Origin of the sequence: Curtobacterium guangdongense (assembly GCF_049341845.1) — a bacterium.
Classification (GTDB): Bacteria; Actinomycetota; Actinomycetes; order Actinomycetales; family Microbacteriaceae; genus Curtobacterium; species Curtobacterium guangdongense.
This window is the reverse complement of sequence record NZ_JBMPIT010000001.1, coordinates 430,282-451,359: the sequence shown is the minus strand read 5'-3', so window position 1 is coordinate 451,359 and position 21,078 is coordinate 430,282. Positions and strand designations below refer to the sequence as shown.

Annotated in this window: 18 protein-coding genes; 7 read left to right on the top strand and 11 right to left on the bottom strand. The window is 72.7% G+C overall.

Annotated elements, in window-relative coordinates; all coding sequences use genetic code 11:
• Positions 1–10 precede the first annotated feature (10 nt).
• Positions 11–403 carry an SdpI family protein gene (locus ACO0E1_RS02125; RefSeq protein WP_422872668.1) on the bottom strand — a complete coding sequence of 131 codons (393 nt, stop codon included), beginning with the start codon at positions 401–403 and terminating at the stop codon, positions 11–13.
• 19 nt (positions 404–422) lie between these two features.
• Between ACO0E1_RS02125 and ACO0E1_RS02120 the strand changes: the two genes are divergently transcribed.
• Positions 423–1,265 carry a serine hydrolase domain-containing protein gene (locus tag ACO0E1_RS02120; RefSeq protein WP_422872667.1) on the top strand — a complete coding sequence of 281 codons (843 nt, stop codon included), beginning with the start codon at positions 423–425 and terminating at the stop codon, positions 1,263–1,265.
• 78 nt (positions 1,266–1,343) lie between these two features.
• On the opposite strand, the gene ACO0E1_RS02115 is transcribed toward ACO0E1_RS02120, so the two are convergent.
• The 7 genes from ACO0E1_RS02115 to ACO0E1_RS02085 form a co-directional block, all read right to left on the bottom strand.
• Positions 1,344–1,769, bottom strand: a complete 426-nt coding sequence (locus tag ACO0E1_RS02115) for a PRC-barrel domain-containing protein (protein WP_422872666.1) — start codon at positions 1,767–1,769, stop codon at positions 1,344–1,346.
• Between the two features lie 101 nt (positions 1,770–1,870).
• The gene (locus ACO0E1_RS02110; RefSeq protein ID WP_422872665.1) at positions 1,871–2,581 is read right to left on the bottom strand and encodes a TetR/AcrR family transcriptional regulator; all 711 of its coding nucleotides are present in this window, start codon (positions 2,579–2,581) and stop codon (positions 1,871–1,873) included.
• A gap of 23 nt (positions 2,582–2,604) precedes the next feature.
• Entirely contained in the window at positions 2,605–4,374 is a 1,770-nt protein-coding gene (gene atzF / locus ACO0E1_RS02105; RefSeq protein ID WP_422872664.1) for an allophanate hydrolase, read from the bottom strand.
• The gene (gene uca, locus ACO0E1_RS02100; RefSeq protein ID WP_422872663.1) at positions 4,371–8,069 is read right to left on the bottom strand and encodes an urea carboxylase; all 3,699 of its coding nucleotides are present in this window, start codon (positions 8,067–8,069) and stop codon (positions 4,371–4,373) included. The genes atzF and uca overlap by 4 nt, the downstream gene beginning before the upstream one ends.
• A complete protein-coding gene (locus tag ACO0E1_RS02095) occupies positions 8,066–8,758 on the bottom strand; it encodes an urea amidolyase associated protein UAAP2 (protein ID WP_422872662.1) in 693 nt (230 codons plus the stop codon). Before ACO0E1_RS02095 ends, uca begins: the two co-directional genes overlap by 4 nt.
• Positions 8,758–9,597: an urea amidolyase associated protein UAAP1 gene (locus ACO0E1_RS02090; RefSeq protein ID WP_422872661.1), complete on the bottom strand. Its 840-nt coding sequence runs from the start codon at positions 9,595–9,597 to the stop codon at positions 8,758–8,760. Before ACO0E1_RS02090 ends, ACO0E1_RS02095 begins: the two co-directional genes overlap by 1 nt.
• Before the next feature lie 27 nt (positions 9,598–9,624).
• Positions 9,625–11,211: an amino acid permease gene (locus tag ACO0E1_RS02085; protein WP_422872660.1), complete on the bottom strand. Its 1,587-nt coding sequence runs from the start codon at positions 11,209–11,211 to the stop codon at positions 9,625–9,627.
• Between the two features lie 236 nt (positions 11,212–11,447).
• Here ACO0E1_RS02085 and ACO0E1_RS02080 point away from each other — a divergent pair, with 236 nt between their 5' ends.
• Together ACO0E1_RS02080 and ACO0E1_RS02075 are read left to right on the top strand one after the other, a co-directional pair.
• Entirely contained in the window at positions 11,448–12,467 is a 1,020-nt protein-coding gene (locus ACO0E1_RS02080) for a phosphotriesterase family protein (RefSeq protein WP_422872659.1), read from the top strand.
• 29 nt (positions 12,468–12,496) lie between these two features.
• Positions 12,497–13,951, top strand: a complete 1,455-nt coding sequence (locus tag ACO0E1_RS02075; protein WP_422872658.1) for an aldehyde dehydrogenase family protein — start codon at positions 12,497–12,499, stop codon at positions 13,949–13,951.
• A gap of 18 nt (positions 13,952–13,969) precedes the next feature.
• Here ACO0E1_RS02075 and ACO0E1_RS02070 read toward each other — a convergent pair whose 3' ends face one another.
• Positions 13,970–14,881 carry an alpha/beta fold hydrolase gene (locus tag ACO0E1_RS02070; RefSeq protein WP_422872657.1) on the bottom strand — a complete coding sequence of 304 codons (912 nt, stop codon included), beginning with the start codon at positions 14,879–14,881 and terminating at the stop codon, positions 13,970–13,972.
• A gap of 61 nt (positions 14,882–14,942) precedes the next feature.
• Between ACO0E1_RS02070 and ACO0E1_RS02065 the strand changes: the two genes are divergently transcribed.
• A complete protein-coding gene (locus ACO0E1_RS02065; protein ID WP_422872656.1) occupies positions 14,943–15,374 on the top strand; it encodes a MarR family winged helix-turn-helix transcriptional regulator in 432 nt (143 codons plus the stop codon).
• Here the strand turns inward: ACO0E1_RS02065 and ACO0E1_RS02060 are convergent.
• Both ACO0E1_RS02060 and ACO0E1_RS02055 read right to left on the bottom strand, forming a co-directional pair.
• Positions 15,371–16,555, bottom strand: coding sequence for an MFS transporter (locus tag ACO0E1_RS02060; RefSeq protein ID WP_422872655.1), 1,185 nt, complete (start codon positions 16,553–16,555; stop codon positions 15,371–15,373). The genes ACO0E1_RS02065 and ACO0E1_RS02060 overlap by 4 nt on opposite strands.
• Positions 16,552–17,058 carry a RidA family protein gene (locus tag ACO0E1_RS02055; RefSeq protein WP_422872654.1) on the bottom strand — a complete coding sequence of 169 codons (507 nt, stop codon included), beginning with the start codon at positions 17,056–17,058 and terminating at the stop codon, positions 16,552–16,554. The genes ACO0E1_RS02060 and ACO0E1_RS02055 overlap by 4 nt, the downstream gene beginning before the upstream one ends.
• 99 nt (positions 17,059–17,157) lie before the next feature.
• Here ACO0E1_RS02055 and ACO0E1_RS02050 point away from each other — a divergent pair, with 99 nt between their 5' ends.
• Genes ACO0E1_RS02050 through ACO0E1_RS02040 form a run of 3 tightly spaced genes read left to right on the top strand, consistent with a single transcriptional unit; the run spans position 17,158 to position 21,028 of the window.
• The gene (locus ACO0E1_RS02050; RefSeq protein ID WP_422872653.1) at positions 17,158–18,399 is read left to right on the top strand and encodes an aminotransferase class V-fold PLP-dependent enzyme; all 1,242 of its coding nucleotides are present in this window, start codon (positions 17,158–17,160) and stop codon (positions 18,397–18,399) included.
• Complete coding sequence (locus tag ACO0E1_RS02045) at positions 18,396–19,490, top strand: FAD-dependent oxidoreductase (RefSeq protein ID WP_422872652.1); 1,095 nt, start codon at positions 18,396–18,398, stop codon at positions 19,488–19,490. The genes ACO0E1_RS02050 and ACO0E1_RS02045 overlap by 4 nt, the downstream gene beginning before the upstream one ends.
• Complete coding sequence (locus ACO0E1_RS02040; protein WP_422872651.1) at positions 19,487–21,028, top strand: gamma-glutamyltransferase; 1,542 nt, start codon at positions 19,487–19,489, stop codon at positions 21,026–21,028. The genes ACO0E1_RS02045 and ACO0E1_RS02040 overlap by 4 nt, the downstream gene beginning before the upstream one ends.
• The last annotated feature ends 50 nt before the right edge of the window (positions 21,029–21,078 follow it).

Below are 21,078 nucleotides of genomic sequence, written 5' to 3'. Positions count from 1 at the left end.
CGCTCAGCGATCACACATCGCGGCGCGGTGGCTGAGGCGTGTCGACCTCGTCGCCCGATGCGTGGTGCACGGCCCTGTGTGCCACTGAGGTGGACAGGAGAGCTCCGCCCACGAGCAGGACCGAGGCGACGATCACCGACGACGGCGTCCGAAGCGGGGCGATGAGGATGCTCACTGTGCACCAGACGACGGTGATCGCCCCGGAGATCAGCGTCGGACGCAGCGCGGCCTGATGCCCCACCCGCCAGGCCCGGTCGCTGGACATCGTGATCCTGGTTCGGACGCCGGCGATCGGATTCCGGTTCAGAGATCCGACAGCGGCTCGCCACGTCACCAAGGCCACGACGACCGCCGCGCCGATCTCGGCCAACAGGGCGAACACCATTGCTCCCGACACTGCCACGACGCTACCGTACTGGAATGTGAGCGGCAGAATTTCCGGCGGCCGGTGGAGAGCGAGTCTCCGGACAGTCGGCGGCTGGCGAACGGTCCGAGGACCCCGAGGGCCGTACGCTGGAGCATCGTCGCTCGAGTGGGGCAGCATCACGAAAGGGCTCGTCGGGACGACGGCTGTGATCACCCTCGAGGTCGAGCGACCGGTCGCCTACTACCTCCCCGGTGTGCCCGATGCCGCGATGACCATCGCCGATCTCGTCCACCACACCTCCGGACTGCCTCGGGTACCGGCCACGATCCGGGACAGTCTCTTCCGCGATCCGTACCGCTCGGCCGTCGGTGTTCCGCTGGACCTGGCAGCCGCGCTCCCGGTCTCGCCGCGTGGGCAGTACGTGTACTCGAACCTCGGCTACGCGCTCCTGGGCGCCGTCCTCGACGAGGTGCACGGGGACTGGCTCGCCGCGGTGCGGGAACACGTCCTGCAACCGGCGGGCATCACCTCGGCCGCGCTCGTGCCCGATCCGTCGGAGCGCGTCATGCCGAGGCTCCTCGGCTGTGCGATCCGGCCGTGGGCACTCGGAGCGTCGTCGTTCGCGGCGGCAGGTGGCGTGTGGTCGACGTTCGACGACCTCTGTCGCTACGCCGACTGGGCGCTCCAACCAGGTGCTTCACGTTCTCGCACCGTGAGTTGGCAGCGCTCGGGAGGGTCCGTCTGGATCAACGGTGAGGTTCGAACTGCGGGAGCGGTGATCGCCAGTGCGGGCGGTGTCACCGCCGTGGTCCACGCGCTCGCGAAGGTCCCGGGGGCGGCCGATCGGATCGCCGCGACGCTCGTCGAGCAGGAGGTGCGGCGCACGCGCGACGGGTGACCACGCGACCAACGCGGCCGCCCCGCGGAGTCGAGTCGAGCCTCCAGGCCGGTTCTGGAGTCAGGCAGGCGGCCCTGCTCACGCCGGCGGTGTCGTCCCCGCGCCCTCGGTGTCGTCCGCGCCCGCCGGGCCGGTCCCGGCCTGGTCGAGGTTCTCGTGTGGATCGCCCATGTCTCCGGTCGCCTTGCCTGCGGGGGACAGCCCGAAGTGCTTGCGGACGGCGTTCTCCTCGGCGAGGGACAGCGTGTTCCCGGCCCCGGGGGAGGGCGCGCCCTTGATCGCACTCTTCGTGTACCCGACGTGCAGGTCCGAGCCGTCGAACGTGGCGTCCTCGACCGGGACGAGCGTGGTGTGACCCCCGAAGAGCCCGGTCGCGACGCTGACGAACGCAGCGCTGCCGTCCGAGTCGGAGGCGAACACCTGGGCGACCTTGCCGACCGATGCGCCGTCCCTGTCCCTGAGGGTCGCGTTCTCGATCTCGTGGATCGTGCTCTTGGTGATCATGGGCGTAGTCAACGCCCTGCGCCTGGCGCTTCGCGGATGCGCACCAGCAGCACGACGTCGACCGGCGACTGCTTCGACAGCGGGACGGACTGCCCGTGCGCTCAGACGGAAGCGGAAGCGGAAGCGGAATCGGCAGCGAGCAGCGCGTCGGCCTCCCGTCGCGCTTCGCCGACGGCGTCCGCGCCGAGCCCGCACGCGCGCAGGCACGTGCCCGTGATCGCCTCACGCTGCTGCTCGTCGACGTCGCCGGTACGCCGCAGTTGGATGACCGTCTCGGCGAGCTGGATGAGGACACCACCCAGGAGCTCGGGCGGGACGGTGTTCCGGACGTCCTCGGTCGCCGCCAGTGTGCCGAGCCTGCCGTACGCGTCCTGCAGTTCCTGCCGGTCGGCGCGGAAGCCCTCGTAGCGGTCACCCTGCACCTCTGGCAGCAGGTAGAGCGTGCCGATGTTGTGGGGCGTGCGGGAGAGGGTCTCGATGTCGATGAGGACGAGGGCGGCGAGTGCTCCTGCGGCGGACACCGCGCCGGCGACGCGTTCTTCGAGGCTCCGCACCACCTCGAGGCTCGGGCGAACGGACGTGGTGAGCAGCTCGACGAGCACCTCGTCCTTGCCGGCGAAGTGGTAGTACAGCGATGCCTGCCGGATGCCGACGCGCTCGGCGATCGCCCGGGTCGAGGTGGCACTGAAGCCGTTCTCGACGAACAGGGCCGCGGCGGCGTCGAGGATCTGGTCGCGGGGGCTCATCTCGGACGCCGTGTCCGGGACGACTCGCGGTCTGCCGGGGCGGGCGGGCCGGGCATCGGAGGACATGCCCCCATCCTCGCAGCCGACCGTCACACGCGCTCCCGAGCGGCGTGCTCGCGAGCAGCGTGCTCCCGGGCAGCCTGCTCCCGGTAGGGCCGCCAGCCCCCGTGGTGCGTGATGTCCTCGGCCCCCTCGACGGCGTGGGCCTCGACCGTGAACCCGGTGACCGATGACCCGTCGTCGAGCGTCACCGATCCGATCGCCATCGGCGCGGGGAGCGCCGCGACGAACGTCCCGAACCCGGCAGCGGGGAGCCTCCAGACCTCCCCGGCGATCCCGGCGGAAGCCGCGGGAGCGGCGGGAGCGGCGGACGCGACGCTGCCTGCGCGGACCAGCCCCGGCTTCGGCGGCACCGTGTCGAGTGCGTACAGCCGGTAGTCGGAGGCGGTGCGAGCCTCCCGGACGAACGTGCCGCCCGCGGCCACGAGCTGACCGTTCAGCGGTTGGTCCCGCAGGTGCGCGCCGACGACGAGGAGGTCGACCGTCGGCGCCGCGAACGCCGCGCCGAGCGCGGCGAGCCGCCGGTCGCTGAACGCGGGTCCGGTCAGCATGACGCCGAACGGCAGTCCGTCGACGAAGCCGGCCGGTACGGCGAGGGACGCCATGTCGAGCAGGTTCGCGAAGTTCGTGTACCGGCCCATCCGACTGTTCGCGCCGATCGGGTCGGCAGCGACCTCGGCGAGGGTCGGGTGCCACGTCGTGGTGGGGGTGAGGAGCGCGGTCGTGCCGTCGAGCACCGCCCGACCAGCGGCGCCCAGTGCGTCCAGGCGTTCCTGGTCGGCGAAGAGCTCCGTGGCGGTGGGGGTCGCCCCACCGAGGACGATCGCGGCGACCGTCGGGTCCAGGTCCTCGCCGATCAGGTCGCGGTGTGCGTCGATGTGGGCGCCGACCGCCGCGTGGCGCTCGGCGACGAACGCGCCGTCGTACAGGAGCGTCGCGGCATCGAGGAGCGGCGCGATGTCGACCTCGACGACCTCGTGGCCGAGCGCGCGGAACCGATCGACCGCGCGATCGAACGCCTCGCGCCAGCCCGGTGCGAGCCCGTCGAGCTGCGACGGCAGCGGGACGGCGATGCGCGGCACGGCGGGAAGGAGCATGAGCGTACCGGCGTCGGCCCTGGCGAGCGGGTCGAGCCCGTCCGGCCCGGACATCAGCTCGACGGCCGTCCGGGCGAGGTCGAGCGACCGGGCGAAGACGGTGACGCAGTCCTGTGAGCGGCACGCCGGAACCACGCCGGTGTTCGGCACGATGCCCTTGGTGGGCTTCACGCCGACCAGGTGGTTCAGCGCAGCGGGGACCCGCCCGGACCCCGCGGTGTCGGTGCCGAGCGCGAAGTCGACGATCCCCAGGGCGACGGCGGTCGCGCTCCCGCTCGACGAGCCTCCGGAGATCCGAGTCGGGTCCCAGGCGTTCCGGACGGCGCCGAACGGCGAACGAGTGCCGACCAGACCGGTCGCGAACTGGTCGAGGTTGGTCTTCCCGACCACGACTGCGCCCGCGTTGCGGAGCCGCGCGACCGCGGTGGCGTCGACCTCGGGCGTGTACGCGTACGACCGCGAAGCCGCCGTGGTGGGCAGTCCGGCGACGTCGATGTTGTCCTTCACGGCGACGAGGAGTCCGGCGAGGGGGCGGGTCCGGTCGACGGCCTCCACCTCAGCCAGGACCGCAGCGCGGTCCCGGAGGGTGATCCACACCTCGGGACGGTCGACGGCGTCGATCCGGTCGAAGGCGGCGTGTACGCGGTCCGCGGCCGAGCCGGCGGACCCGGCGGACCCGGCGGACCCGGCGGACCCGCTCACGCTGCCGTCCCGATCGCTGCTGCCGCGATCGTCGCCGGCCCGATCGCTGCCAGGACCTGCCCGGGTGCGACCTGGTCGCCCGGCTTGATGTAGACCTCCAACACGTGTCCTTCCACGGGTGCGTGCACCATCGACTCCATCTTCATCGCCTCCACGGCCAGCAGCCGCTGGCCCTCGTCCACGCGGTCGCCCGGTCGGACGTCCACCTGCCACACCGTGGAGGTGAACGGCGCGGTCACCGCGGTCGCGCCAGCGGGCACGACCACCTCGTCGGGCAGCACCACGGCCGGTTCGTCACGGACGTCGAACTCGCCGGATGCCCGCCACCGTTCCTTCTCCTCCCCGAACGCCCGGGCCTGCTGCGCCCGGAAGTCCGCGATGGAGGCAGCGTTGTCGCTGAGGAACCGGTTGTACGACGCGATCAAGAACTCGCCGTCGACGGTCTCGAAGGACCCTCGGCCGGCGTCGGTCTCGGCGCGCAGTTCGAGCAGCTCCTCGGCGCCGACCGGGTACCACTCGATGCGGTCGAAGAACCGCAGCGCCCACGGGTCCTCCTGGAACAGGCCACCGCGGCGGAACCGGTTCCAGATCTGCACGGTGCGGCCGACGAACTGGTACCCGCCCGGCCCTTCCATGCCGTAGATGCAGAGGTAGGCGCCGCCGATGCCGACCGAGTTCTCGGCGGTCCAGGTGCGGGCCGGGTTGTACTTCGTCGTGACGAGGCGGTGCCGTGGGTCGAGTGGTGTGGCGACCGGTGCGCCGAGGTACACGTCGCCCAGGCCGAGCACGAGGTAGCTCGCGTCGAACACGGTGCGGAAGACGTCGTCCACGCTGTCGAGACCGTTGATCCGCCGGATGAACTCGATGTTCCACGGGGTCCACGGAGCGTCGTCCCGCACGCCGGCCATGTACCGCTCGATCGCGAGTCGGGTGGCCGGGTCGTCCCAGGACAGCGGCAGCCTGACGGTACGGGACGGCACGACGAGCTGGTCGGTCGGCGGGATCTCGTCCTCGAGCTCACGGAGCAGTCCCGCCATCGTGCTCGCCTTCAGGACCGACGCGTCGGTGTGCACCTGCAGCGAGCGGATGCCCGGGGTGATGTCGACGATCCCGGCCGGCGCCTCCTCCTGCAGCTTCGTCATGAGCGCGTGGACGCGCATCCGCAGGGCGATGTCGAGGGTCATGTCGCCGTACTCGACGAGGACGTTGTCGTCGCCGTCACGGCGGTAGGCGACGCCCGGTCGGGCGGGGGTCGCGTCCAGGCGCGCGATGACGCCGTCGTCGCCGTCGCCACCGGTGCGGGGAACGGCCCGGGAGGCCCGGTTCGCCTCGAGCGCGGAGGCGTCGGCTTCGCGGACGGGGACGAACCGGACCGTGTCGCCTGGTCGGAGCTGGCCCAGCTTCCACAGGTCGCCGCTGGCGACCACCGCGGGACAGACGAAGCCGCCGAGCGACGGGCCGTCCGGTCCGAGGATGATCGGGGTGTCGCCCGTGAAGTCGATCGCGCCGACCGCGTACGGGGTGTCGTGGATGTTCGAGGGGTGCAGGCCCGCCTCGCCGCCGTCGGTCCGCGCCCAGCCCGGCCGGGGGCCGATGAGTCGGATCCCGGTCCGCGCGGAGTTGTGGTGCACGGCGTAGTCGGTGGCGTAGAAGACGTCGAGGTCGGCGCGGGTGAAGAAGTCCGGCGCCGCGTGCGGCCCCTCGGTGACGGCGATCTCCCACGCGTCGGTGAGCGCGGTGCGTCGATCTGCCGGGGTCGGGCCGCCGACGAGGCCGAGGCGGGTCCCGACGGGGAACGCGGGATGCGGCGCGTCCGAGTCCGGCGACCCGGGCCGCAGGACGTCGCCGGCGAGCAGTGCACGACCGGCGTGTCCGCCGAAGCCGCCGAGCGTGAACGTCGCTGCGGAGCCGAGGTAGGTCGGGACGTCGAATCCGCCGCGGACGGCCAGGTAGCTGCGGAGTCCGGGCCCCGGGGCGGTGCCGACCGCGAGGGTCTGCCCTGCTCCGACCTCGACCGGTTCCCAGAGCGGCAACGGCTCGCCGTCGAGGGTGGCCGGCACCGGAGCGCCGGTGAGGGCGACCACACCGGCGGTCGAGAAGCGCAGGGTCGGGCCGGTCGCGGTGATCTCCAGGGCCGGAGCGCCGTCCGGGTTGCCCACGGCACGGTTCGCCTCCGCGAACGACGCGGCGTCGAAGGGCCCGCTCGGCGGGACACCGACCTGCCAGTACCCGACCCGACCCGGGAGGTCCTGGATCATCGTCATGGTGCCGGCCACCACGACGTCGATGCGTGGATCCGGGTCGTCGGTCTCGTCGAGCGTCGAGGTGGAGTGCGTGGCGGTCCGCAGCTCGAGGTCGTCGGTCAGGGAGCGCAGGAGCCCGGTGTTCGTGACGATGCCGTCGACGCGGGTGTCGGCGAGGGCGTCCCGGAGGAGGTCGAGGGCGTCGTCCCGGGTCTCCCCGGTGGCGATGACCTTCGCGAGCATCGGGTCGTAGAAGGCGGAGACGTCGGACCCGGTCTCGACCCAGCCGTCGACGCGGACGCCGTCGCGCTCGGAGAACACCGCCTGGGTGACGAGGCCGCTCGAGGGGAGCGATCCCTTGGCGGGGTCCTCGGCGTAGACGCGGGCCTCGACGGCGTGACCGGACGGGGTCCAGCTGCGGGTGAAGACATCGGCTCCGATGCCGGCCGCGCCGTCGCTCGCCAGGCGGAGCATGAGCTCGACGAGGTCGACGCCGAAGACCTCCTCGGTCACCGGGTGCTCGACCTGCAGCCGGGTGTTCACCTCGAGGAATGAGGCCTCTTCGCGGACCGGGTCGTAGACGAACTCGACGGTGCCGGCACTGCGGTACCCCACGCTCTCGGCGAGCCGACGGGCGGACGTGTGCAGAGCCTCCCGGACGTGCCGGGGGAGTGCCGGGGCCGGCGCCTCCTCGATGACCTTCTGGTTGCGGCGTTGGAGCGAGCAGTCGCGGTCGCCGATCACGGCGACACGGCCCTCGCCGTCGCCGAAGAGCTGGACCTCGACGTGCCGCGCCGGTCGGACGAGCCGCTCGAGGAAGATGCCGGTGGATCCGAAGGCGGCAGCTGCGGTCCGCTCGACCGTCGCGTACGCCTGTCGGACCTCGTCGAGGGTCGCGCACGCCTGCATGCCGATCCCGCCCCCACCGCCGGTGGCCTTGAGCATGACCGGCAGGCCGATGCGCTCCGCCTGGGCGACGGCCTCGTCGACGTCCGCGAGGAGCCCGGTGCCCGCGAGCATCGGCACCCCGGCCGCCGCGGCGAGCTCGCGGGCGGTGTGCTTCGCGCCGAACTGCACGATCTGTTCGGCGGTCGGACCGACGAACCGGATCCCTGCGTCCTCGCACGCCCGGGCGAACCCGGTGTTCTCGGACAGGAACCCGTAGCCGGGGTGCACGAGGCCGGCGCCCGTGTCGAGCGCGGCCTGCACCACGGCGTCGGTGCGCAGGTAGGAATCGCGGGCCGGCGCGGGCCCGAGGCGCACGGCGACGTCGGCCTCGCGCACGTGCGGTGCCGCGCGGTCGGCGTCCGAGTACACGGCGACGGTCCGCATCCCCATGGCGTTCGCCGTCCGGATGACGCGTCGGGCGATCTCGCCACGGTTGGCGACCAGCACGGTGTTCGGATCGAGTTCCACGGTGTCGCTTCCGGTGGGGTCGGGCACGGCGGTCACGGCTGGACCACGATCATGCGGAGCGGCGTGCAGGAGAAGTCGTTGCACGGGTTGTTCATCTGCGGGCAGTTCGAGACGATGACGAGGACGTCGCGTTCGGCGCGGACGGCGACGCGCTTGCCCGGCGCGCTCATGCCGTCGACGATGCCGAGCGCCCCGTCCGCCTCGACCGGCACGTTCATGAACCAGTTGAGGTTCGACACGATGTCCCTCGCGCCGAGTCCGTGGCGGCCCGCCTCGGCGAGGAAGTTCTCGCGGCAGCCGTGCTGGTACTGCGTGTGGTGGCCGTAGCGCAGCGTGTTCGACTCTTTCGAGCACGCGCCGCCGATGGTGTCCTGTCGGTCGATCTCGTTCGCGACGACCGTCATCAGCGGACGGCCCTCGTTCGACATGAGGACGGTCCCGGTGCGGACGTAGGCGTTGCCCTGGGCGGCCAGGGTGTCCGGCACGCTGTACCGCTCGGCGGTGTCGTGGGCGTCGTAGACCAGGCAGTCGGCGCTCTGGTTCCCACCGACGTCGACGATGGTGAGCACCTCGCCGGCGCGGACCACGGCGGACCACGGTGCGAGCGGGGCGACCCGGTCGTCGCCGACCACGGTGCCCGGGACCAGGGACTCGCTCCAGTCGAGGGTGACGTCCGGGGCGTGGACGGCGCCCACCGGGACGGAGGTGGTCAGGGTCGCGGTCATCACAGGCCTCGCGCTTCCGCGTAGTCGATCGAGTTGAGGTGGGCGCGGTGCAGCTCCGGCGTCGCGGTCGCCCGCTCGTCGGTCGCCGCCGTGGGGGCACCGCGCCAGGCGTGCACCCGGAGCGGGCCGACCGTGTACCCGGGGCGGGGGTCGATCGGGTGGGCGACGTTCGCCACGAGGACGAGCAGCGGGAGCTCGGCGACCAGCGTGACGTGGCGACCGGGGCCGGCCGACCCCGTGAACGCCATCGCGCCGTCCGCATCGATGCGCACTCCCTGGAAGAACGAGATGCTCGGCGGCAGGTCGCGCGTCGTGAGCCCGTGCTTCGCCGCGGCCTTCGCGAACAGCGACCGCCCGCTCGGTGTCGGTCCCTCCGGTGCCGCTCCGCCGTACTTGCGCTCGTTCCACGCGTCGGTCGACGTGCCGCAGAACGCGTCGTGGTGGCCGGACGTGTCCTCGACCACGGTCGCAAGGGCCCTGCCGTCACCGCTGAGCAGCGGCGACCCCTGGCCGAGGTACGCCTGCCACGGGATCTTCTGGGTGTCGGCGACGTTCAACCGCTCCCATGGTTCAAGGGCGTTGAACACCAGCAGGTTCGCGCACGCGTCGCCGGTCGGATCGTCGAACCGGATGCGGGATCCCCGGGCGAGCACCTTGTGGGTGTACCCGCCGGGAGCGACCGTCTCGGCCCAGACCAGGTCGGCCGGGTCCACGCCCGCCGGAGCGAACGGCGACGACGAGGCGGGCAGGTACGGCATCCAGTCGGACGTCGCGCCGCCCTGGGCGCGCGCGTCCGAGCGTGATGCGGTCACGCTGTCGGTCTGGTGCAGGTCACGCACGGTGGTTCCTTCCGGTTGTTCCGGTGTTCAGGCCTCGACGGGGGTGGGGGCGGTGTGCGGCACGTCGGTGAGGGTGATTGGACCGTGCGCGCGGTGCCGCCACGACGACCACGCCCAGCCGACCAGCAGCACGGCACCGATGAACAGCAGGGCGCTGTACTGCAGCCACCACGAGTGGCCGGTCAGGTCGTAGATCTCGGGGCGGGGCCAGATCAGGTTGACGGCCATGCCGATCTGGAAGGCGACGGCGAGGGCGTTCAGCGGGATGCCCCACCGGCCGAGGGTGAAGAGCGGCTTGCCGTCCTCGTCGACGCCGGTGGGGAGCCCGGCGCGGCCCCGACGGATGCGCTCGACGAGCAGCGGGCCGGTGACGCCGAGGTAGGCCAGGTAGAGCATCGCGATGCACAGGCTGGAGAGGGCGGTGAAGATGGCGGACTGACCGATGTTCAAGGCGAGGGCCAGGCCGGCGCCGACCCCGACGACGACCGACGCGGCGATCGGGGTGCCCGTGCGGGGCGAGACGCGGGCGAGTGTGCGGTGGAAGGGCAGCGCCTGCTCGCGGGCCATCGAGTAGACCATGCGGGCACCCGCGGTCTGCACGGCGAGGGTGCACGCGAACACGGCGACCGCGACGGTGCAGAGCAGCAGGCGTCCGAAGGTGTCGCCGAGCGCGGACGTGATCACCCAGGCGAGCCCCTGTGTCGCGAGCTTGCCGTCGGTCAGGCTCGGAGCGGCGACGAGTGCACCGACGATGAGCAGCCCGCCGCCGAGCCCGGACACCGTCAGGGCGCGCACGATCGTCTTCGGGGTGGTCCGTCGCGGGTTGTGCGTCTCCTCGGCGAGTTCGCCCGCCGAGTCGAAGCCGACCATCACGTAGGCGGCCATCAGGGACGACGCCAGGAATGCCCAGACGTACGGCTCATTGCTCGTCGAGCCCTCGGTTGAGAACACCACGGCGGCCGAACGGTGCGGCAGGAGGAACAGGGCGGCGATCAGGACGACGACGCCGACGATCTCCACGAGGACGCCGAAGCTGGTCACCCGGGCCATGAACCGGACGCTCACGATGTTGACGATCGTCGTCAGGGTGAGCATCACCAGCCCGAGGACCACCGCGTTCGCGGCACCCGTGGGCGACGCCACGGAAGGATCCGCATCGGGACCGCCGACGAGCTGGAAGCCGCTCCAGATCGTCGGCAGGACCGCCTGGACGGCGATCGCCGCGACGGCGACCGTGAGGATCTGCCCGATGATCATCGTCCAGCCGGTGAACCAGCCGAACCGGGGCCCGGCGAGCCGGCTCGACCACTGGAAGATCGCACCGGAGATCGGCCAGCGCGCGGCGAGCTGCGCGAAGTTCAGCGCCACGAGGAGCTGGCCGCCGAAGACCAGCGGCCACGCCCAGAAGAACGCCGCGCCGCCGAGTCCGAAGCCGAGACCGAACAGCTGGAACACCGTGGTGAGGATGGAGACGAAGGAGAAGCCGGCAGCGAACGAGGAGAAGGACCCGACCCCGCGGTGGAGTTCCTGCTCGTAGCCGAGACGGGCGAGCCCCTGGGAGTCGACGTCGGAACTGGCGCGGGGTGCGTGGAGCGGTGCTTCGGGAGAGCGCATGGCTGCAGACCTTTCGCGGAGTACCTGTCGGGCGACAGGTAGTGCGACCAGTGTCGTGCGGGGCTGTGTCGCCGTCGTTGCCCGCCTGTTTCGTGCTCGTGTCGGGAGGCGTCCGCGTGTAAACGTTCGGGGTCGGCATCGCGGATCGGTGACACTGTCGGACAAGAAGGATCCAAACCGATGTAGATTGGATCCGTCAAGTCCACCAGTCACGTCCACCGCGACGAAAGGTCTTCGTGATCCAGACCGTCCTCGGCCCTGTCGCCGCGTCCGGGATCGGCGCCGTGTCGATGCACGAGCACCTCCTCACCGACGCGAGTGCCCTCCAGCGCCCGGGCGTCGAGGCCCTCGAGCCGGGTCTGGCCGTGACCGCCGACCTCGCCGCTGCCCTGCGCTGGAGTCAGCTGGCGCTCGCCGACAACCTCCGGCTCGACGACCTCGACCTGCTCGCCGACGAACTGCGCATCGCCGGGGCCGCCGGCCTCGGCCTCGCGGTCGACCTGAGCTCGCTCGGGTTCGGTCCCGACCACGCCCGGCTCCCCGAGCTCGCCCGCGCATCCGGCGTGGGGATCGTCGCCGGGTACGGGGCCTACCTGCCGCGACTGCTGCCCAGCTGGTACCTCGAGCTGGACACGGACGGGCGGCAGCGACTGTTCGAACGAGCGCTGACGGATGCCGTACCCGGGACGGCGTACCGCGCAGGCATCATCGGCCTGATGGGCACGACCACCGCGTTCGGTACGCCCGACGGGCTCGAGGAGCGGACGAGCCTGACGGCAGCGGCGCGCGCGGCGGTGACCACCGGCGCATCCGTGGTCGTCCGGCTCGCCGCCGACGCCCGGAACGGCCTCGAGGTGCTGGAACACGTCGTCACCGAGGGCGTCGACCCGGCGCGTGTCGTGTTCTCCACCGTCGACGAGTTCCTCGACCTCCCCTACCTGCGCGACCTCGGGCAGGCCGGTGCTGTCCTCGAACTCTGCTTCGGCAACGAGGGCTCGCACGTCGGCCGGATCCGGAACGCGAGCGACCCGCAACGCCTCGACGCCTTCCTCGCCCTGCGCGAGGGTGCGCCGGACATCCGGTGGGTGTTCGGTCACGCGACCTGGACGAAGGGGCAACTGCGTCGCCACGGCGGGCACGGCCTCGACCACCTGACCGCCCGGGTCGTGCCGGGGCTCCGTGCCCTCGGCGTCCCCGACGACGTCCTCACCCGCATCACGGTGGACGAGCCCGCTCGCTTGCTCGACCACCCCTGACCCCGCACCGCCCACACGGAGGACCCGCCTTGAGAGACACGCTCGCACCCCTCGCCCCGCTCGAACCGTTCCTGGTCGACGGCACCTGGATGGCCCCCGACGGTGCCGAACTCCTCGACGTGCTCGACCCGGCGACCGAGGTGCTGCTCACCCGTGTGCTGCAGGCAGGCCCGGCCGAGATCGACGCCGCCGTGGCCGCCGCTCGCCGAGCGCACGAGGACCGCCGGTGGAGCGGGATGAGCCCGCACGACCGCAGTCGGATCCTGAACCGGGTCGCAGACCTCATCGAGGAGCGTCTCGAGGAACTCGCCGTGCTCGAGACGCGCGACAACGGGAAGCCCATCGAACGCTCCCGCGCGGACACCGCGACCTCTGCTCGGGTCTTCCGCTACTACGCGGGTGCCCCCTCCCGCCTGACCGGCACCGTGGTGCCGGTCGACGGCGGTCAGCACCACGTGTACACGACCCTCGAACCGGTCGGCGTCGCGGCGCTCATCCTGCCCTGGAACTTCCCGATCATGACCGGCGCGTTCAAGCTCGCGCCGGCGCTCGCCGCGGGCTGCCCCGTCGTGGTGAAGCCCGCCGAGCAGACGCCGCTCACGATGCTCCGCATCGCCGCGATCTGCGAGGAGGCCGGTGTCCCCGCCGGGGTCGTCAACGTCCTGACGGGTGACGGCCGGGTCGGAGCTGCCCTCACTGCGCACCCCGGGGTCGACAAGGTCTCGTTCACCGGCAGCACCGAGGTCGGTCGCAAGGTGATGACGGCTGCGAGCGCCGACTTCAAGCGCCTGACGCTCGAGCTCGGCGGCAAGAGCCCGAACATCGTCTTCGAGGACGCCGACCTCGACGCGGTCGTGGTCACCGCCATGCGAGCGTCGTTCGGGCACTCCGGTCAGATGTGCACCGCGGGCAGTCGGTTGCTCGTCCAGCGGTCGGTCCTCGACGACGTCACCGAGCGTCTCGTCGCCGCGGTCCGGAACGTCCCGGTCGGCGACGGTCTCGACGGCGGGATCACCGTCGGACCGCTCGTGTCCGAGGAGCAGCGGCAGCAGGTCCTCGGGTACATCGAGCAGGGGAAGGCCGAGGGGGCCACGGTCGCGGTCGGCGGCGGCGTCCCGGAGCGCCCCGGGTACTACGTCGAGCCGACGCTCTTCACCGGCGTCTCGAACACGATGACCATCGCCCGCGAGGAGATCTTCGGACCCGTCGTCGGGGTCATCCCGTTCGACGACGAGGACGAGGCGATCGCCATCGCGAACGACCAGACCTACGGACTCGCTGCCGGCGTCTGGACGAAGGACCTCGCCCGGGCGCACCGGATGGGACAGCGACTGCACGCGGGGACGGTGTGGGTGAACACCTACAACCTGTTCGATCCGGCGCTGTCGTTCGGTGGCGTCGGGGAGTCCGGTCTCGGCCGGGACCTCGGCGAGGAGGCGCTCCGGGCGTTCTGCGAGTCGAAGAGCGTCGTCATCGCCCTCTGATCACGGCTGCGGGCAGCGTCACCCGGCGTCGTCGTCCAGCGCGCGGAGGAACGGCAGCACCGCGTCCGCGAGCCGCTCCGGAGCCTCCGAGGCGACGTGGTGCCCCACGCCGTCGAGGACCACGGACTCGACCCGGTCCGCGATCTGCCGCATCCCGTCTGCGGTGGTCGAACCGCCCGCGCCGTCCACGGCGAGCACCGGGACCCGGAGACCGCGGGACGCCGCGAGCGCCCGGAGCTCGTCTCCGTCCCGGAGTGCCGACGCGTACAGCGCCCGTGGTCCGGCCCACGCGTCCGGCTGGGAGTACGCGTGCTCGAACACCGCGACGTCGTGCGGTGTCACGGCGCCGGCGACGGCGGTGAGGTACGGGAACCACATGCGGGTGAGGAAGTCGTGCACCCGGCCGGTGAACACGAAGTCCGCGACACCAGGGGTGGCGATCGCTCCGATGTGCCAGGCGCCCCCGTTGCCGACGTCCGCCAGTCGCTCGAGGCCGAAGCCGGACACGAGTGTCTCGACCGCGACCAGGCTCCGCACGACGTCCGGATGCTCGGTGGCGAGTCGGAACACGGTGTTGCCCGCGATGTCCTGCCCGAGGACGTGGACCGCACCCAGGTCGAGCCGCGTGATCAGCTCGTGCAGGGTCGCCGCAGCTCCGGCACTGCCGAGACCCGCCGTCGCGTCGTCGTGGCGGAGGGAACCGCCGAACCCGGGGAGGTCCACGGCGATGACCCGGTGGCGCGCAGCGAGCCGGGGGATGAGCCCGCGGAACGCCCACCACGTCTCCGGGAACCCGTGGACGAGCAGGACGGGGGAGCCGGTCGTGCCGGCGGACACCCAGTGGAGCTGGCCACCGCCGACCTCGGCGGAGTGGTGTTCGACTTCGACCTGCGTCCCGATCTCCATGTTGTCAACCATGTTGTCAACCATGTTGTCAGTGTATCCGATTGACAACCGGGTTGCCAGACCCGATGTCGGTTACGGTCGCAGGATGGACACCGCACGGGGAGCGCGCCTCGCCAACCAGCTGCTCCGGTCGTTCGAGGCGATGTCGTCCGAGGTCACCGCGGAACTCGCCGGTCAGGGGCACCCGGGTGCGACGCCCGCGTTGCACTTCGCGATGCAGGCGATCGAGGCCGGGGCGTCCGACGCCTCCGCGCTCGGCCGCGTGCTCGGGGTCTCCCGACAAGCCGCGGCGAAGACGATCCGATCCCTCGAGCACCTCGGCTACGTCGCACGGGGCACCGACGACGACGACGCCCGACGCCGCCCCCTCGCCGTCACGGACCGCGGACGCGAGTGGACGGCGCTCGGGGCCGACGCGTTCGACCGGATCCTCGCGCGCCTCGAGGACAGCGAGGGTGCTGCGTCCGTGCGCGAGCTCGAACGACTCCTCCAGCGCATCGTCGACGTGACCGTCTAGGGCGACCGCCTGCGGGGGAGTCGACCGAGCGCCGGCACGGCCGCGAGCTGCAGTGCCGCGAGCGCGACGAGCGCCCACCCGGACCCCACCGCCGAGACGAGCACGCCGCCGAGCAGCGAACCGACCGCGTAGCCCGCGCTCGTGACCGCGGAGAAGACGCCGACGCCCGTGGCCCGGGTGTGCTCGTCGAGCGTCGTCGTGGCGAGGACGGTCAGCGTCGGGAACAGTGGTGAGTACCCGGCGCCGACGAGCACGGCACCGACCGCGGCGGTCGGGAAGTCGTGCGCGACGGCGAGTACGACGAGGCCGGTGGCGAGGGTGACCATGGCGACGCGGGCAGTCCGGACGGGCCCCACCCGGTCGGGCAGGCCGCCGAGGAGCAGGCGCACGCCGACGACGCTCGCGGCGAAGACCGTGAAGACGTTCGCGGCGCCGGTCAGTCCCTGCGCGCCGACCCCCTGTCCGACGAGGTGTTGGACGAGGAACGCGATCATGAAGCCCTCGGCGGCCCAGGCGGCCAGCCCGGCGGGGCCGGGGCGCACCACGGCGCGGATCGCAACCGCGAGCCCGGCGCCGACCGGGCGCGGCGTCGTCCGACGCACGGGTGCGGATCCGCCGCGAGCGAGCAGTGCCACGACGAGCCCGGCCAGCTGGATGCCGACGGCGACGACCCAGACGGCGCCGTGCCCCGCGGTCTGGTAGAGGTTCTCGCCGAGCACCGGACCGAGTGCCAAGCCGATCCACACGGCCAAGCCGAACAGCCCGAGGGCCCGTCCCCGGTGGGCCACGGGCACCTCGGCGACGACCCAGGCGGTGAGGGCGGTCGCGGTGGCGGCGTTCCCGGCGCCGAACACGACGCGGCTGACGGCGAGCCCGGGGATGCTGAGCGCGACGAGGACGACGGCGAGTCCGGCGGTGGCGAGCAGTCCGGCGCCGACCAGCACGCGGCGCGGTCCGACCCGGTCGCTCAGGACCCCGGCCACCGGCATCGCGACGATGGCGACGAAGCCGGCGAGTGAGACGAGCAGACCGCCGACCGCGGGATCCGCACCGAGCTGGTCGGCGGCGATCCGCGGCACCACCGGGGTGCTCGCGCCGTTCACGACGTACCCGGCCGTCGAGGCCAGGGCGAGCAGCCAGAACGCGACGCCGTGGGTCCCGGCCTCGGCGAGTGGTTTCACGCCGCGGTGCTGCGGGGGCGGCACTCCAGGCTTAACCACAGCTCGAAGCACGCGCTGCGGGACAGGGCGGTGGCGCCGATGGACGCTCGGCCCATCCGCCCGACGTCCGGACCGAAGACGTCGAAGAGCAGGTCGCTCGCCGCGTTCGACACCTGGTTGAGCTGTTCGAACCCGGGCGGGCAGAGCACGAAGCACAGCCCGCGGGAGAGTGCAGCGACCTCGTCGAGCGAGCCGAGTGCGTACCGGATCATCCCCAGGGCGTTCACCGCCGTGTACCGCGCAGCCTCCTGCGCCTGCTCGAGGGTGATGTCGACGCCGACGGCGCCGGGGTGGAGCATCGTGCCGTCGCGTGACTCCGGCGTCATGCCGCTCAGCTCCAGCAGGTCGCCGGTCCGGTGGAACGCGCGGAGTGCACTGCCGTACCGGCCGCCGTAGGGCGGGTTCGCGTAGTCCGGGATGACGAGTCCGAGTTCCTGTGCGCGCGCTTCGGCGGAGTGCTCCATGTGCTAACAGTATCCGGCAGTAGCAGTAATGGATACAACCTGTTTATTATGGGATACATTCAGCGTCCGGGGGTGACGCGACGAGGGAGGACCCGCCACATGACGATCGGTCTGGAGGACGGCACGCGCGCCGATCCGGCAACGACGGTGATCGACGTGGTCGCCGAGCGGTCACGCACCGCCGGCACCGCGGGGCGCCACTACTTCAACGCGGCAGGCAGCGGCCTGGTCAGCGACGGCGTCTTGGAGGCAGTGGTCGCCCACATGCGTCGCGAACAGCGGGTGGGTGGGTACGAAGCGGCCAACGAGGCCGCCGACGACGTGGCCGCCGTGTACCGGTCGGCCGCGGCACTGCTCGGCGCCGAGGCGGACGAGATCGCCCTGTTCGACAGCGCGACGAGCGGGCTCCGCGGCGTCTTCGACGCACTCCGGCTCGGGGCGGGCGACACGGTCATCGCACCGCGATCGAGCTACGTGAGCCAGGCGCTCCGGCTGCTCGCCATGCAACGGCACGACGACGTCCGACTGGTGGTCGTCCCGAACGACACCAGCGGTGCGATGGACCTCGAGGTGCTCGACCGCGCGGTCGCCGGTGCGTCCGGCCGGATCGTGGTGAGCGCCGTGCACGTGCCCACCTCCTCCGGCCTCGTCGAGCCCATCGCCGAGGTGTCCGCCATCGCCCGCCGTCACGGTGCATGGACGGTCGTCGACGCCACGCAGTCCGTCGGGCAGATCGACATCGACGTCACGGCCGTGGACTGTGACGTCCTCGTCACCACCGGCCGCAAGTTCCTGCGCGGGCCGCGGGGGACCGGACTGGCCTACCTGCGCCGCGGAACGCTCGAAGGGCTCGGCGCCTGGGCCCCGGACGTCCGCGGGGCGGTCTGGACAGGCGAAGATGAGTGGACGATGGACGGCACGGCGCGACAGCTCGAGACGTGGGAGTGCTCCGTCGCGTCGCGACTCGGGCTCGGTGTGGCGCTCCGCGAGGCGCTCGACCGGGGGCCGGCGGCCACCGAAGCGCACCTCGTCGCGCTCGGCTCGCGGATCCGGGCGGCGCTCGCCGAGATCGACGGCGTCACCGTCGCGGACCCGCCGGCGTCCCCGTCCGCGATCGTCACCTTCACGGTGGACGGCCTCGTGGGCAAGGAGGTCTCCACCAGGCTCCGGACGCGGCGCATCGACTCGATCTCGGTCCCGGCGAGCCACGCCCAGTGGGACCTCGGCACGCGCGGCCTGCCGAGCGTCGTGCGGGTCTCCCCGCACGTCTACAACGACGACGAGGACGTCAGGGTGCTGCTCGACGGCGTGGCCGAGGTCGCCGCGGAGGCCCGCTCGTGACCCGGGTGCACGACGTCGTCGTCCTCGGACTCGGCATCCACGGGTCCGCGACCACGTACGAACTCGCCCGCCGCGGACTCGACGTCGTCGCCGTCGACCGCTTCGCCCCCGGGCACGCACGCGGCTCGTCGCACGGCGCGACCCGCATGGTGCGCCGTGCCTACCCGAGCCCGGTGTGGAACGACCTCGTCGACCGCGCCTACCGCGGCTGGGACCGCTGGGCGGCCGCAGCCGGCGCACCCTTCCTGCACACCACCGGAGGACTGTACGCCCACCGGGGCGAGCCGACGCTGCAGGGTGGGGCGAGCCTCCCGGCCGACGGTGCCGACTGGCCGACGCTGGCGCCGTCACTGCGCCCGCCCGAGGCGTACGGCGCCGTCCACGACCCGGACGCCGGCGTGCTCGAGGCCGCACGGGCACTCGCCTTCGCGCAGTCGGCCGCATCGGCAGCGGGCGCCGAGCTCCGGCACGGCGAGACCGTGCAGGACTGGCAGGTGGACGACGGCGTCGTGACGGTCCGGACCGACGCGGGGGAGCTCCGCGCCCGCCGGCTGGTGCTCGCGGGCGGTGCCTGGGTGTCACGGCTGCTCCCTGCCACCGCCGGGTTCTTCGAGGTCTGGCGCATCCTGACCCTCACCGCGCCGGCCGGGCAGGCGCTCGCGCGGCCGCCGGCACTCGGTTGCTTCTCCGTCGACCTGCCGGACGGCCTCGTCTTCGGCTTGCCGGAGGCAGCGGGGTCCGGCGCGAAGATCGGCATCGACGCCGGGCTCGTCTGGGACCCGGAGGTCCCGGTCGCGCCGCCGACCGACGACGAGGTCGCGCACCTCGCCGAGCTGTTCCAGCGGTTCGTCCCCGGCATCACGACCGACGGCGGCGAAGCAGTCGCCTGCCTGTACACGATGACGCCGGACAAGCGCTTCGTCGTCGGTGCGCTGCCCGACCGACCCGAGGTGCTCGTCGCGGCCGCGTGCTCTGGACACGGCTTCAAGTTCGGCCCCGCCGTCGGTGAGGCGCTCGCCGACCTCGTCCAGGGCGTCGCCCGCCCCGATCTCGACTTCCTCAGCCCGGCCAGGATGGTGACCACCGCATGACCGACCCCGCCAGCACGTCCGCCCGACGGATCGCCGTCGCCGCGCCGCACCCCGCTGCACTCGACGCGGCTGCCGAAGCCGTCGCGGCCGGCGGTGACGCCGTCGACGCGGCCCTCGCGGCAGCGGCGGCACTGACCGTCGTCTACCCGCACCAGTGCAGTATCGGCGGCGACCTCGTCGCACTCGTGCGGCGCCCGGGGCAGCCGGTCACCGCCGTCGTCTCGGCGGGAGCGGCACCCGCCGGGATCGACGTCGCGGCGCTGGCGCGCGAGGAACGCATGCCCCGGCAGGGCGCCCGGACCGTCACCGTGCCCGGTGTCGTCGCCGGCTGGCGGGCCATCGACGCGCTCGGTGGTCGGCTCGGGCTCGGCGCGCCGTTGGCCCACGCCGCCCGCCTCGCCGCGTCGGGGGTCCCGGTGTCCGCCGGTCTCGCACGCGCCATCGCCGTCCGCAGCGCCGAACTGCACGCGGACGCGGGCATGGTCGGCGTCTTCGGGGACGGCGACGGCGGACTGCTGGGGGAGGGTGACGTGCTCGTGCAACCCGCGCTGGCCGCGACCCTGACCCAACTCGCCGAGGACCCCGACGCGATGTACTCCGGCCGGATCCCCGCGTCGATCGCCGCGCGCCTCCGGGAACTCGGCGGTCCCCACACCACGGACGACTTCGCCGCGCACCGTGCCGAGACCGTGGCCCCCGAGGAGTCCACGGCCGGTGGCGTGCGCTGGTGGGTCGCCCCGCCGCCGACCCAGGGCGTCGTGCTGCTCGGCATCCTGCCCGAGGCGCTCGCCCCGGATGCCCCGGAGCGCACCACGGAACTCGTCGACGCGGTGCACCGGGCCGCACTCGTCCGGCAGGCCGAGCTCGGCGACCCACGTGGCGGGGCCGTCCACGTCGCCGCGATGCTCGATCCCCGCGACTCCGGTCGCGCGGGCGCGCTGCCCCGGGCCGGGCGGGCGCTCGGCGACACCGTGGCGGTGACCGCGGCCGACACGGACGGGACGGTCGTCACGCTGATCCAGAGCGTGTACCAGCTGTTCGGGTCCGGCCTCCTCGACCCCGGTACGGGGATCGTGCTGCACAACCGCGGGTCGGCGTTCAGCACCGACCCCGCCCACCCGGCGCACGTCGGCCCCGGGCTCCGTCCCCCGCACACCCTGCTGCCCGTCATCGCCGAGACGGACGACCTCGTGCTCGGGCTCGGCTGCCAGGGCGGCAGCGCGCAGCCGTGGATCCTGGCGCAGGTCGCCCGGGACCTCCTCGGACGGGATGCCGACCCCGCCGAGGTGCTCGGTCGACCCCGCTTCGTCGTCGGCGCTCGGGACCTCGGGCACGAGGAGATGACGCTCGTCGCCGAGCCGGGGTCCGACGACGCCGTGGCCGCCGCGGACCTGCTCGGCCTGCCCGCCGTGCGCACCGACGGCCCGGTCGACGAGGCCGGGCACGTGCAGACCGTCCGGCTGCACGCCGACGGTCGTCTCGACGCCGCCAGCGACCCCCGCGCGGACGGCCGCGCCGTGGTCCTCGACGCCCCCTGACCAGTGCCACCCGCGCCGACCATCCGGCCCGCCCCACCAGAACCCGAACG